Here is a 14,276-nt window from a genome sequence, read left to right on the forward strand (position 1 = left end):
CTTGCCCGCCGCCTGCGTGTCGGCGGCCCCCGTGGCCGGACCGCCGCATGTACGGCCATGCAGTCGGGTCCGGAACCAGTGTACGCAGATGCATGCGTGCTTGTGTGAGAGCCTGTCCAACGCCTCCACGGCGCGGGTCATGCGGAGACATTGAACAGGCTTGGGGAACCCCTCCGCCACGGGACGGAAGGGCGTGGTTCATTGCGCCAGGATCGCGCCGTAGTGGCCCTCCACGCTCACCGTGACGTTGCCGCCGCTGACGGTGTACTTGTTGCCGGTGAGCAGGTCGGTGACCTGGCTGCCGTTGGTCATGCTCAGCTCGTACACCGGCACCGTCACCGTTTCGGTATTGCCGGTGCCGTTGAGCACCACCGCGATGCGGTTGCCCTGGTCGAAACGACCGAACGCGTAGATGTCGTGGGTGTCGTCGGTGAGCAGGGTCATGAACGAGCCGGTGCGCAATGCCGGGTAGTCGTTGCGGATGCGGATCAGCTGCTGCGTCAGCGCCACCGCCGTGTTGCTGGTGGTGGCCTGGCTCCAGTCGAAGGTGCGGCGGTTGTCCGGGTCGGCGCCGCCCTGCATGCCGTATTCGTCGCCGTAGTAGATGGTGGGCGTGCCGACATAGGTCATCTGGAAGATCAGGCCAAGGTAGGTCTTCCAGATGTCGCCGCCGCAACGGGTGGCGAAGCGCGAGGTGTCGTGGCTGCCCAGGAAGTTGGTCATGGTCTGCTGCACGTCGATCGGCAGGTCGGCACGCGTGCCGTGCAGCCAGCTGTCGAGCCCGCTCGGGAGCAGCGAGGCGCTGTTGCCGCTTTCGTCCACGCCGCAGATCCACTCCGAGATCGGCTGGGTGAAGCCGTTGTAGTTCATCGCGCCGTCCCACTCGGCGCCGTCGTCCAGCCAGGACGAGGCATCGCCCCAGTATTCGCCGACGATGGTGGCGTTCGGGTTCACCGATTTCACCGCCGTGCGCAGCTCCTGCATGAGCTGGTGGTTGGTGGCGTCGCTGCCGTTGTTGCCGCCGGCGTCGAGGTACTGCGCCGCGTCCAGCCGCCAGCCGTCGATGCCGTAGGGCTGCGCCAGCCAGGTCTGCACCACCGAGCCGGAGTTGGCGTAGATCTGGTTGCGCGTGGCCGAGCCGCTGGCGCCGTAGTCCAGCTTGGGCATGCTGGGGATGCCGAAGAACGTGGAGTAGCTGCCGGGCCAGGTCTGGAAGGTGTAGTAGCTGTAGTACGGGCTGGACTGCGACTGGTAGGCGCCTTGATGCGGGCAGCTCAGCGTGCCGTAGCTCTGCGCGCCGAACCAGCAGTTGCTGTCGCCGCTGTGGTTGAACACGCCGTCCAGGATCACGTAGCCGGCCGGGCCGTTGCCGGCGCTGTGCACGTCGCTGACCAGCTGCTGCAGCGTGGCGTTGCTGCCGAAGGCCGGATCGACTGTGTAGTAGTCGGCGGTGTCGTACTTGTGGTTGGTGGGCGACTTGAAGATCGGGTTGAGGTAGATGATGTCGGCGCCCAGGGTGTTCTTGATGTAGCCCAGCTTCTGGTCGACGCCGGCGAGGTCGCCGCCGAAGAACACCTCGCTGTTGCAGCCGCTGACGTTGGCGGTGACGCCCGTGCCCCAGGCGTGCTGCTCGGTGGCGCAGCCGGCGTAGGTGTACTGGCCGTTGGTGACGTCGTTGCCGGTGTTGCCGTTGTAGAAGCGGTCGGGGAAGACCTGGTACATCACGCCGTTCTTCATCCAGGCCGGCGTCTTGAAGCCGGGGATGATGAAGAAATCGCCGGACGAGGGCTCGCTGCTGGTGATGCCGGCCGCGTTGTACCAGGCGGTGGCGCTGCCGTCGTTGATCTGGAAGCGGTAGTACTTCTTCGACGAGCTGGCGGGGATGGTGCCCTGCCAGAGGTCGTAGGTGCCGGTGGCGTCGTTGGCCGCCCAGTGCATCGCCACCCAGTGGAACTGGCCGTCGGCGCTGTCGTAGTACTTGATGTTGGCGCTGGTGATGTCGCCCTTGAAGGTGCGGAACGTGAGCGTCACCGCCGTGCTCGCCGTGGGTTCGGCGGCGCTGTCGTACAGCGGGCCCTGGTCGTGGAACAGGCCGGCCCATTCCACGTTGTTGTCATTGCTGGCGGCGCGCGCGGCAGTGCTCCACAGCGAGGCGCCGGACAAGGCCAGCGCCAGGCACAGGGCAAGCGGCAGCCGGTGCAGGCCGCGCGGATCGTGCTTCATCGGATGACTCATCGAAACCCCTCCCGTTCGGACTGGGCAGATGCCGTCGCGCTCGCCGGGCCCAGGGCCGGCAGCTCCTCGCGTGGCGGTGATGGAGGCCATGCATGGCCGCGAAGCTTCCGGACTCCCCGCGCCGCGCGGTCCGGCGCGGCGCGGTTCTCCCCCTGCGTGCTTCAGTGCGTGGCCGCCTGCAGCGTCAGCGCGCGCGCGGCGCCGGCATCGAGCTTGAGCACGGTGAGCTGGCCGTAGCGGTCGCTGGCGCTGCTCCAGCCTTCGCCGTCGGCGGCGGCCAGTTCGGCTGGCGTCGCGTAATGCCGCAGCGCGGTGCCTCCCGCCGCGACGTTTCCTGCCGCGATGCCGTGCACCCGCACCAGCCAATGGCGCAGCGCGGGGCGGTAGCTGCCCTCGGGTGCCGCGGCGCTGAAGCTCACCGTGGCGCCGCTGCGTTGCGTGGCGAGGCGCTGCCTGAAGTACGCGCCATCCGCGTAGGCGTAGGTCTCGCCGTCGTCGTCGTAATAGTCGAAATGGCTGGCCTCGGCGGCGGGGAACACGTCCACGTTCACCGTGGTGACCGGGTGCTGGCTGCTCCAGTCCATCACCGGCTGGGTGGGGATGATGGCGCCGGCGCGGACGAACAGCGGGATGTCGCGCCAGGTCTTCGCGTCCACCGGATAGGCTATGGTCTGGCCGCCCGGGTAGACCTTGCCGCTGGCCCAGTCCGTCCACGTGCCCGCGGGCAGGTAGATGCGCTTCACGGTCTGGCCCTGTTCGACCACCGGCGACACCAGCAGCCAGTCGCCGAACAGCCAGGCGTCCACGTCGTTGCGCGCCTGCGGGTCCTGCGGCCAGGCGAAGGCCAGCGGCTGCACCAGGCCCACGCCGGCGACGCTGGCGCGGTGCTGGTAGCTGTAGATGTAGGGCAGCAGCGCGTAGCGCAGGCGGATCGCGCGGGTCGCCGCCGCCTCGGCCACCGCGCCGTACTTCCACGGCTGGCGCTTCTCGCCCTCGGTGCCGTGCACGCGGAACACCGGCGTGAACGCGCCGAACTCGATCCAGCGTGCGTAGTTCTCGTCGGACGGGTGGCCCACGAAGCCGCCGCCGTCCATGCCCCACTGCATCTCGCCCACGTCGATCGCGCTGAGCATGCGCGGGCGCTGCGCGGCCATGCTGGCGAAGCCGGTCCTGATGTCGCCCGACCACAGGCCGTAGGCGTAGCGCTGCGCGCCCAGCCAGAAATCGCGGTTGATCGACCACACGCGCAGCTTCGAATACGCGCGCTGGCCGTCGTAGATCGCGCGCTGCATGTCGAGGAACTGGGTATTGCTCTTGGTGGTGTCGGCCTCGTCGTTCCACCAGCCCACGATGCCGGTGTCGAAGCTGTGCTTCAGCGCGCCGTTGAAGAACCAGGCGCGCGTGGCCGGCTTGTCGAAATCGAGGTCCTTCACCGGCTTGTGCGAGAAGTAGTCGGGGCTGACCTTCTCGCCGGGCAGCCACAGCTCGTGCGCGGTGGCATAGCGGCCTTCCACGGTATCCACGTGCACGCGCGGCTTCATGATGCCGGTCATGTGCACGCCGAGCGCATCCATGTCGGCCTTCAGCTTGCCGGTGGGGCCGTCGGGGAATTTCGCGGGGTTCCAGCTGAACTCGCCCCAGTCCTTGCCCCAGTCCTTCCAGTCGAAGTCGAAGGTGAAGGCATCCAGCGGGATGTGCTTGCTGCGGTAGGTGGCGATGATCTGCCGGAACTCGTTCTCGTCGATGCCCCACTGGCTGTTGATGAAGCCGTTCGCCCATTTCGGGAACAGCGGCGCATGGCCGGACAGGTCGGCCAGTTCGCCGAACAGTTGCGGCGGCGTACCGACCAGCAGATACGCATCCACCGCGGGCTTGGAAAGCTTGTCGACGACAAGGCGCGCGTCATGCAATGCGAAGTCGGCGCCATCGCTGTCCACCAGCACGCCCCAGCCCGTGGTGCTCCACACGAACGGCGCACCGGCGTGGCCTTGCTCGCCGGCCTTGGCCACCCACGTGCCGCTGCGCAGCAGGCCGACGGAGGCATCGGCGTCCTTGTCGTAGCCGGCAATGCCGTAAAGCGCGTCCGCCGGTGCGTGGCCCAGCACCACGCGGCCCTGCGCCAGCGCGGCAAGATCCAGCGTGAGCAACGGATGGTGTTGCGCATCCTGCAACGTGAGCGTGTTGGCTTGCTTGTTCCAGCGGGCGATGAAGCGCGCATCGGCCAAGGTGGCGCCGTCGCGATCGCGCAGCACGCGCACGTCGGTCACAGTCATCGGCCTGGCGTGCGGGTCGAGTACCAGCGTGGGTGTGTCGCCCGCTCCGGCAGGCAGCGCTTGCACATGCACGACGCCGTTGCCGGCCGGTTGCACCGATATCTGCGTAGTGCCGATGCGGAACGACAGGCCTGGCGAGCCGGCCCGAGTGGCGGCGGCCGGCGTGTCGGCAAGCGATGCCGCAGGCAGGGCGAGCAGCAGGAGGGCGGCGAGAGCGAGGGAGGGTTTGCCGTATCGTGTCGTCATTGCAGCACCACGCTGGTGTAGGCCGGCACGCTCAGCGTGCTGTCGTGGATCGCCGTGCCGGGGCCGGTCTGCTTCAGCACGCGGGTGAAATGCGGTTCGCCGGGCACGTCCAGCGCCATCGTCTGCGTCGTGCCGGAAAGGTTGTGCACCACCAGCACGGTGTCGCGGCCGTCGGTGCGTTCCCACGCGGCAAGGTGGTCGCTGGCCTCGGGGTAGGCGCGGAAGCCGCCGTCGTGCAGCGCAGGTACCTCGCTGCGCCAGTGGATCAGCCGCGTGTAGAAATGCAGCAGCGAATGCGGGTCGGCCTGTTCGGCCTCGACCGAGACGGCCGCGCCGTTGGCGGGGTCGGCGGCTTCCCAGGTGGTCTCGCCCTTCGCCCTGGTCGCGCGCTGCCAGCGCATCGGCTCGCGCAGCGCGGGGTCGGGTTTCTTGCCCAGCGTGCCCAGCTCCTCGCCGTAGTAGACGTACGGCTCGCCCGGCAGGGTGAGCAGCATCGCGGCGGCCGTGCGCATGTGCTGCGGGTTGCCGTCGAGCTGGCTCATCACGCGCTCCTGGTCGTGGTTGGACAGGAAGGGCGCATCCTTGATCGTCTTGCCGCCGACCGCCTGGTAGGCGGCATAGGTGCGGGCCAGCGTGGGGCCCAGGCCCTGGTTGCGCTCGCTCTTCGCGGCGTCGATCAGCTGCACCGCCAGCGGGAAGTTGAACACCGCGTCCAGCGGCTTGAGGTAGGGCGCGAGCATGGTGGCCGCGGGCTGGGTCACCTCGCCGACCAGGTAGGTGTGCGGGTTCACCGCGGCCAGGCCGCGGCGGTATTCGTTCCACCAGTCGAGGTTCTTCGCCAGTGCGGCGGGGTCGTCCACGTCCCAGGGGAAGTTCTCGTAGATGTGCCGGGCGGCGTCGAGGCGGAAGCCGTCCGCGCCCTGCTTCAGCCAGAACTGGCCGGCCTTGATGATCGCGGCGCGCACCGCCGGGTTGTCGTAGTTCAGGTCGGGCATGCTCGACGCGAAGATGCCGAGGTAATGTTGTCCGGGAGCGGCTTGCTTGCCCGCCGCCTGCCAGGCGCGGGTGCCGGCGGCGCTGGCGCTTTCCAGGTCGGTGTACTTGTCGGCCCAGGTGTACCAGTCGTGGTAGGGGCTGTTCGGGTCCAGCGCGGCCTTGAACCATGGGCTCTGGTCGCTGGTGTGGTTGACCACCATGTCGATGATCACGCGGATGCCGCGCTTGTGCGCCTCGTCCGCCAGGTGGCGGAAATCGGCCAGCGTGCCGTATTGCGGGTTCACCGCCTGGTAGTCGGTGACGTCGTAGCCGTGGTAGCTGGGCGAGGGGTTGATCGGCATCAGCCAGATGCCGCTGACGCCCAGCGACTGCAGGTAGTCGAGCCTGGCGGTGACGCCGTTGAGGTCGCCGATGCCGTCGCCGTTGGTGTCGTACCAGCTGCGCACGAAGATCTCGTACCACACGCCGGAAGGTGCCTGTACCGATTTCCCGGCCGTGGCCGGCGCGGCGGCTTGCGCCGGCAACGTCGGCAGCAGCAGCGCGGCGGACAACAGGAGAGCGAGACGACGGGGGAATTTCATGATGCCTCCGGCAAGAAAGTGGCGACCTGTATTCGTCAGGCCTCGATGGGCGTGGGTGTGCCGCAGTGGCGCGCCACGAACTCGTGGTGCGGCGGCAGCATGCCCACTGCGCGGCCGACCAGGGTGCGGACGTCGGTGAGGAAGTGGTCGAGCTGCTGCTCGTCCAGCTCGTCGGCCAGCGGGTGGTGGCGCGCCGGTTCGATGCGCTGGCCCAGCAGCACCTGCAGCCAGCCCGTTTCCGCGAACAGCTCGTCGCCCTCGCGGAAGATCATGCCGGTGCGCCGGAACAGCTCGATGCGGTGCGCCAGTTCCGGCGGCACCTCCATCGCGCCGCACTGCCGCCAGAACGGCGTGTCGGTGCGCTCGGTGGCCTTGTAGTGCAGGATCAGGAAGTCGCGCACCCGCTCGTATTCGAAGCGGGTCTGGCGGTTGTACTCGTCGATCAGTTTCTGGTCGCAGTGGCGGTCGGGGAACATCGCCAGCAGGCGGTTCACGCCCGATTGCACGAGGTGGATGCTGGTCGATTCCAGCGGCTCCATGAAACCGGCGGCGAGGCCCAGCGCGAGGCAGTTGCGGTTCCACGCCAGCTTGCGCATGCCGGTGACGAAGCGCAGCGGGCGGGGATCGCCCAGCGGCTCGGTTTCCAGGTTCGCCAGCAGTTGCGCGGCGGCCTCGTCGTCGCTGATGAAACGGCTGCAGTACACGTGGCCGTTGCCGGTGCGGTGCTGCAGCGGGATGCGCCATTGCCAGCCCGCGGTACGCGCGCTGGCCTGGGTGTACGGGCGCATCGGCCCGCCCGGCGCGCTGCCCACCGCCAGCGCGCGGTCGCACGGCAGCCAGTGCTGCCAGTTCTCGTAGCCGGCCTGCAGCGCGCCCTCGATCAGCAGGCCGCGGAAGCCGGAGCAGTCGATGAAGAAGTCGCCCTCGACCGTCGCGCCGCCGTCGAGCAGCAGTGACTCGATGTGGCCGTCCCCGGCGCGCAGGCGCACGTCGACCACCTTGCCCTCGATGCGCTGCACGATGCCGGGCCTGATGTGTTCGCGCAGGTACTGGCCGTACAGCGAGGCATCGAAATGGTAGGCGTAGCGGATGCCGCCCAGCGGGCTGTTCGGCACCGTGTCCATCCGCGCGAAGCGGCTCGCCGCGGCGGCGGCCGCGTTGAGCGAGTGGGCCCACAGGCTCTGCGCGCCGGGCCGGCCGCGGCTGCGCAGCCAGTAGTGGTGGAACGGCGTCAGCCCCAGCGGCAGGCCGAAGTCGCCGAAGGCGTGGATGTAGGAATCGCCCAGCCGCCCGAAGTCGTTGAGCTGCACGCCCAGCTTGAAGGTGCCCTGCACGGCACGCAGCATGTCGTCCTCGTCGATGCCGAGGAAGCGGTTGACGTGGAGGATCTGCGGGATCGTCGCCTCGCCCACGCAGACGGTGCCGATCTCGGCCGATTCCAGCAGCCGGATCTCCAGCTGCGAACCCAGTGCGCGGGCCAGGAGGGCCGCGGTCAGCCAGCCGGCGGTACCGCCACCCACGATCACCAGACGCCGAATGCGCGAATCACTCATGTCGTCACCCTAGTCGATTCCGTCGCCATCCATGGAACCTCCGTGCGCGTGTCGGTACCGTCGAAAAAAGGCCCCGCTGGTTTGCACGCAGCGGGGCACGGGGAGTACGCAGAACCTTGCGTGTTGCCGCTTACTGGAACTTGTACGAGACACCCAGCGAGTAGGTGCGGCCGTAGCGTTCCCAGGTCAGCACCTGGCGGGGGTCGTTGTTCTGGAACGTGGTGAAGATCTTGTTCGACAGGTTCGAGCCCGTCGCGATCAGGGTCAGGCCCTTGAACGTGCCGTGATCGAACGTGTAGCTCGCCTGCGCGTCGTAGGTGCTGCCGCCCTTCAGCGTCTGCTCGATGCGCGTGGCGCTGATGCCAGACACCTCGCCCAGGAAGTCGGAGCGGTAGCTGTCGCTGATGCGCGCCTCGAAGCCGTTGTGCTGGTAGTAGATCGTGCCGTTGGCGACCCACTTGGACAGGCCCGGCACGGTGATCGGCGTGGCATTGCCGGCGTACACCAGCGAGCTCTTGGTGCGGTTGGCGGTGAGGATCGTGCCGAAGCCGTCGAGTACCGGGGTGAGCAGGTTGAACGGCAGGTTCAAGGTGCCCTGGAGGCCTTTGACGTAGCCGTGGCCGTCATTGGTCGGGCCGGTCACGATGCCGTAGGGGGTGCCCAGCTCGCTCAACTGCGTCGGGCTCAGGGTGAACGGCAGGAAGGAGCTGAAGTCGTACAGGAAGGACGAGTTCGGGTTGATGTAGTCGTGCAGGTCGATGAAGTAGCCCGACACCGAGAAGTAGCCGCCACCACCACCGCTGCGGCACAGCTCCGAGTTCTTCTGGTCGGCGGAGTTGCACTGGTAACCCGATGCCGGCCCCGAGAAGTAGTGCTCGTAGCTGACGTTGTAGTTGTCGGCCATGGTGGGCGTGAGCTTCGGGTTGCCGCCGGAGGCGCTGAAGTATGCCTGGTTCGGGTTGGTGCTCTCCAGGAGGGTGACGTTGCCGCTCACTCCCAGGCCGGCGTTCATCTGGTCCATGCGCGGGCGGGCCAGGGTGCGGGCGGCGCTGACGCGCAGGTCGTCGTTGTCGGTGAAGCCGAAGATCAGGTTCGCGCTGGGCAGGTAGCGGGTGTAGCTGGTGCTGCCGGACACCGGGATCAGCTCGATCGCGTTGCCGGTGATGGCGCTGCCCGGCGCCACGCGCTCGCCTTCCGCACGCTGCGCGGTGTGCTGCATCTGCATGCCGAAGTTGCCGCGCAGGCTGATGCCGCCCAGGTTGGTGTCGAGGTTGAACTGGATGTACGGGGTGAAGACGTTCTCATGCGTCTTCCAGTTCGGCGGCGTGCCGGTATTGGAGCCGAACGTCGGCACGTTGACCAGGCTGCCGTTGTCGATCAGGGCGAACGGGTTGTAGCAGAGCTCCGGGCCGATGCCCATCCACGACAGCGGATCGCAGCTGCTGCCGCCCTGGATCGGCGCAGTCTCGACGGCGCTGCCGCCGCTGATGGTGCCGCCGCCCAGGGTCAGGAAGGCCTGGTCGATGTTGTAGGACTTGTTGCGGTTGCTGTTGCTCACGCCGAACTCCATGCTGGAGAACGGGCCGCTGGCGAAGCTGCGCTCCACCGCGATGCGCACGTTGGCCAGGTAGTCGACGGTGCGCGGCGCATTGATGAAGCCGGCCTGCACCACGTCGCTGCCTGCGCCCCAGCCCTGCGGGTCGGTCAGCATCACGCCCTGGGTGTAGTCCAGCGACGGGCTGAGGTAGAGCATGCCGTTGCTGAGCTCGTTGAAGCCCACCGTGTCGAGCGCGCCGCCGCTGGTGCCGTAGCCGGTGCCGGAATAGCTCTCGAGGTCGACGTCATGGCGGGTGGCGCGCGAATAGTTCGCGTCGGCATCCACCGACCAGTTCTCGTTGATGGTGAACTTGTTGTCCCAGTTGAAGTTGTAGACCCGGGCGCTGGTGCTGTTGTAGTCGTTGCGGACCACCGGCTTGACGTTGGTATAGGTGCCGTTTTCGACGAAACCGTTGGACACCGAGCCCGGTGTCATGGATGCCACTCCCTCCGACCCGTATCCCAGCGGGAGCTCCATGCCCTTGGCCTGCTGGGTTTCCTTGAAGTTGTCGTAGGTGAGGTCGATGGTGCCGGTGTAGAACTCGTTCGGCTGCCATTCCACGGTGGCGAGCACGCCGTTGCGCTTCATCGAGTCGGTGATGCCGTAGTTCTTCGAGCCGCCGATCACCCCGTTCCCGTTCGGATCGGTCGCGTAGCCCCACGGCGCCTGGTGCTCGATCTGCGAGGGGTTGTCCTCCAGATCCACGCCCAGGGTCACGCCCAGGGTGTGGTTGGCGAACTGGTCCACCCACACGCCGTTGAAGTTGTGGCCGGAATTGCTGACGCCCGGGCCGTTGGCCAGCTGGGACATGTCGTTCCAGATGTACTTGGCGTTCACCGCCGCCTCGGGGCCGGACTTGTCCAGCGGGCGGATCGTGTGCATGTCCACCGTGCCGGTGAGGCCCTGGCCGATCAGGTCGGCCTGCGGGCTGAGGTGCACCACCACGTTGTCGAACCAGCTCGACGGGTACTGGTCGAACTGCACGTCGCGGTTGTTGGAGGTGGAGACCTGCTGGCCGCCGTTGATCAGGGCGGTGGAGAAGTCGGGGCCGAGGCCATGGATGGTCAGCACCTGCGGGCGACCGTCCACGGTCTGCACCGCGAGGCCGGGCAGGCGGCCCAGCGTGTCGGCGATGGAGGTGCCGGGCAGCTTGCCGACCTGCTCGGCGGAGACCGCCTCGACGATGGAGTCGGCGTTCCTCTTCAGCGCGGTGGAGTTCTCGATGCTGCTGACGAAGCCGTTCACCTGCACGGCCTGCATCTGCTTCGCCTTTTCCTTCTTGTCACGCGGGGACAAGGGATTCGTGCTGGTGGTCTGGTCGCTGGTGCTCTGCTGGGTGTCCTGCTGCTGCGCGGCGGGCGCCGGCGCGGTGGCGGCGCTGGCCACGGCGCACGTGCCAAGGCAGGCCGATGCGATCGCCATGGCCAGCAGCTTGTGTTTCATCAACATGTCTCGTCTCCCCACGAATTGGTCGTTGTCGTTGTCGCGGCGTGAACCGTCCGGCGATTCCATCGACGGCTTCGTCAGCAACCGGCTTGCGCCCGTGCCCCCCGTCGCGTGATTGCATGGTAGGGCGGCGTTTTCGGCGCGAACGATTCGTGCATACGTATTCATGGCGCGGCGCAAACTCCTTCGCTGCGACGCAGCATCGCGCCGCCGCGCGACCGGGCGCGGCGTGGCGCGTGGCGCGCAAAGCCGCGGCACGCCTGCATCCGCGCACGGAGGCGCCGCCGGCACGAAATCGTTTGGACGTCCATTTGTTGCAGGCTCATGACGCGGCTGCAGCATCCATGAATACGTATGCAGCACTGTGCGGGATCGGCATGCCCTGCCACTAAGCTGGGCGCCGTTCGATGGCGGGCGGCCCCGGAAGGCCGCCCGCTCACGTCACGGGGCCCAGCAATGACTGACACACCATGGTGGCGCGGAGCCGTCATCTACCAGATCTACCCGCGCAGCTTCCTCGACACCGACGGCGACGGCGTGGGCGACCTGCCCGGCATCATCGAGCGGCTCGACTACGTGGCGGGGCTGGGCGTGGACGCGATCTGGATCGCCCCGTTCTTCCGCTCGCCGATGGCGGATTTCGGCTACGACATCGCTGATCCCTGCGACGTCGATCCCCTGTTCGGCACGCTCGCCGACTTCGACCGCCTGCTGCGCGAGGCGCATGCGCGCGGGCTCAAGGTGATGATCGACCAGGTGCTCAGCCATACCTCGGCAGAGCACGCCTGGTTCGGGGAGAGCCGGCAGAGCCGCGACAATCCGAAGGCCGACTGGTATGTGTGGGCCGACGCGAAGGAAGACGGTACGCCGCCCAACAACTGGCTGTCGATCTTCGGCGGACCGGCCTGGCGCTGGGAACCGCGGCGCGGCCAGTACTACCTGCACAACTTCCTCGCCGCCCAGCCCGACCTCAACTTCCACAACCCGGAAGTGCGCGCGGCGGTGCTGGACAACCTGCGCTTCTGGCTGGACCGCGGCGTGGACGGCTTCCGCCTCGACTCGATCAACTTCTGCTTCCACGACGCGCAGCTGCGCGACAACCCGGCCAAGCCCAAGGCGCAGCGCACCGGGCGAGGCTTCAGCGCGGACAACCCCTACGCGTTCCAGTACCACTACTACAACAACACGCGGCCCGAGAACCTCGCCTTCCTCGGCGAACTGCGGGCGCTGATGGACCGCTATCCCGGCATCGCCACGCTGGGCGAAATCTCCTCGGAGGATTCGCTGGCCACGATGGCCGAATACACCAGCGGCCATCGCCTGCACATGGGCTACAGCTTCGAGCTGCTCACCGACGACTTCAGCGCCGCCTACATCCGCGACACCGTGCGCGCGCAGGAGGCGAAGATGGCCGAAGGCTGGCCGTGCTGGGCGATCTCCAACCACGACGTGGAGCGCGTGCTCAGCCGCTGGGGCAATGGCGATGGCTCGGCCGCGATGGCGAACCAGCTCACCGCGCTGGTCTGCTCGCTGCGCGGTTCGGTCTGCGTGTACCAGGGCGAGGAGCTGGGCCTCACCGAGGCCGAACTGCCCTACGAGGCGCTGCGCGATCCCTACGGCATCGCGTTCTGGCCCGAGTTCAAGGGCCGCGACGGCTGCCGCACGCCGATGCCGTGGAATGACGGCGAGCACGCCGGTTTCAGCCGCGCCACGCCGTGGCTGCCGGTGCCGCCCGAACATCGCGCGCTGGACGTGGCGCGCCAGCAGGTCGATCCCGCTTCCGCGCTCAACGGCTATCGCCGCTTCGTGCATTGGCGCCGCGGGCAGCCTGCGCTGCGCAGCGGTGCCATACGTTTCCTCGACACGCCCGAGCCGGTGCTGGCCTTCGTGCGCGAGCTGAGCGGGGAACGGGTGCTCGTCGTGTTCAACCTGTCCGCCGCGCCGGTGGAGTTCGCGTTGCCGCTGCCCGGAACGCTGCAGCCGCTGCAGGGCCACGGCCTGGTGGCGGGCACGCTGGACGGCGAGCGCCTGCGCCTGCCCGCCAACGGCAGCCTGTTCGCGCGGATCGGGTAGGGCGTCGCACTGCTGCCAGCCGCTGGCAGCAGCGATGGCCGGGCGGGATGGGTTTTGCGCGCGGGCGCAGGCATCATGGCGATCCGTCCCCCTCGGTCTCCCGCTTCGTGTCCGCGCACACCTCCCGTGCTTCCGTGCTGTTCGCGGTCGGCGTGCTGCTGGTCAGCATGGCCTCGTACCAGCTGGGCGCCGCGCTGGCCAAGCAGTTGTTTCCCATGGTCGGCGCACAAGGCGCCACCGCCTGCCGGCTGGGCCTGGGTGCGCTGATCCTGCTGCTGGTGCGGCGGCCCTGGCGCTCGTGGCAGCGTGGCCGCGACCTGCGTGCGCTGTGGGGCTACGGCCTGTCGATCGGCGCGATGAACCTGGTGTTCTACATGTCGCTGCGCACGATTCCGCTGGGCATCGCGGTGGCGCTGGAATTCACCGGGCCGCTGGCGCTGGCCCTGTTCGGCTCGCGCCGCCTGCTGGATTTCGTCTGGATCGCGCTGGTGGTGGCGGGCCTGCTCCTGCTGCTGCCGCTGCGCGGGCAGGCGCATGCACTCGATCCGGCCGGCGTGCTGTACGCGCTGGCCGCCGGCGTGGGCTGGGCGTGCTACATCGTGCTGGGCCAGCGCGCCGGCAGTGCGCATGGCGGCGACGCGGTGACCTGGGGCACCTCGATCGCGGCGCTGCTGGCGATCCCGGTCGGCGTGGCGCATGCCGGCAGCGCGCTGTTCAATCCCGCGCTGCTGCCGTTCGCGCTGGGCGTGGCCGTGCTCAGTTCCGCCCTGCCGTATTCGCTGGAAATGGTGGCGCTGACCCGCCTGCCGACACGCAGCTTCGGCACCCTGCTGAGCCTGGAGCCGGCCTTCGCCGCGCTGACCGGCGTGGCCCTGCTCGGCGAGCGGCTCGGCCTGCTGCAGTGGCTGGCGATCGCGGCGATCATCGTCGCCGCCGCCGGCACCGCGCTCAGCGTGCGCAGGCCGGTGGCGGAGCCGCTGGTGAATTGAGTGTGGGGTATTCCCCCCTCGCCCGCTTGCGGGAGAGGGGTTGGGGAGAGGGGCTTCTGCTTCCGCGTGTACGTAAGATTCAAAGCGGTTTCGTCCACCTGCCGGCGGCCGAGTTCCTTTCTCTTTGTATGCCCACGCACCCGCAGGAGCGCGGGCGAACCGCGAAGCTGGCCCGCAAGGGCGGAGGGCAGGAGGCCCGGCAAGCGCCAACCGGGGTGTCGTTTCCTCTTGGTTACTTCTCCTTTGGACAAGCAAAGGAGAAGTAACTCGGGCGCCGGCAGGCGCTC

General features: G+C 68.2%; 7 protein-coding genes. 2 read left to right on the top strand and 5 right to left on the bottom strand.

Going from position 1 to position 14,276, the window contains the following annotated elements; all coding sequences use genetic code 11:
• Positions 1 to 198: 198 nt before the first annotated feature.
• From ABQJ56_RS14105 to ABQJ56_RS14125, 5 genes are all read right to left on the bottom strand, one after another.
• Positions 199 to 2,235 (bottom strand): glycoside hydrolase family 13 protein, encoded by a 2,037-nt coding sequence (locus ABQJ56_RS14105; RefSeq protein ID WP_367845651.1) that lies wholly within the window; start codon positions 2,233 to 2,235, stop codon positions 199 to 201.
• Between the two features lie 161 nt (positions 2,236 to 2,396).
• Entirely contained in the window at positions 2,397 to 4,754 is a 2,358-nt protein-coding gene (locus tag ABQJ56_RS14110) for a glycoside hydrolase family 31 protein (protein ID WP_367845652.1), read from the bottom strand.
• On the bottom strand, positions 4,751 to 6,331 hold the full coding sequence (locus ABQJ56_RS14115) for an alpha-amylase family glycosyl hydrolase (RefSeq protein ID WP_367845653.1): 1,581 nt from the start codon (positions 6,329 to 6,331) through the stop codon (positions 4,751 to 4,753). The genes ABQJ56_RS14110 and ABQJ56_RS14115 overlap by 4 nt, the downstream gene beginning before the upstream one ends.
• Positions 6,332 to 6,366: 35 nt before the next feature.
• Positions 6,367 to 7,884, bottom strand: a complete 1,518-nt coding sequence (locus tag ABQJ56_RS14120) for a tryptophan halogenase family protein (protein WP_367845654.1) — start codon at positions 7,882 to 7,884, stop codon at positions 6,367 to 6,369.
• 130 nt (positions 7,885 to 8,014) lie between these two features.
• Positions 8,015 to 10,924: a TonB-dependent receptor gene (locus ABQJ56_RS14125; protein WP_367845655.1), complete on the bottom strand. Its 2,910-nt coding sequence runs from the start codon at positions 10,922 to 10,924 to the stop codon at positions 8,015 to 8,017.
• Between the two features lie 459 nt (positions 10,925 to 11,383).
• Here ABQJ56_RS14125 and ABQJ56_RS14130 point away from each other — a divergent pair, with 459 nt between their 5' ends.
• Positions 11,384 to 13,000 (top strand): alpha-glucosidase family protein, encoded by a 1,617-nt coding sequence (locus ABQJ56_RS14130; RefSeq protein WP_367845656.1) that lies wholly within the window; start codon positions 11,384 to 11,386, stop codon positions 12,998 to 13,000.
• A gap of 107 nt (positions 13,001 to 13,107) precedes the next feature.
• Complete coding sequence (gene rhtA, locus ABQJ56_RS14135; protein ID WP_367845657.1) at positions 13,108 to 13,989, top strand: threonine/homoserine exporter RhtA; 882 nt, start codon at positions 13,108 to 13,110, stop codon at positions 13,987 to 13,989.
• Positions 13,990 to 14,276: the final 287 nt, after the last annotated feature.

Source organism: Rhodanobacter geophilus (genome assembly GCF_040812275.1).
GTDB lineage: Bacteria > Pseudomonadota > Gammaproteobacteria > Xanthomonadales > Rhodanobacteraceae > Rhodanobacter_A > Rhodanobacter_A geophilus.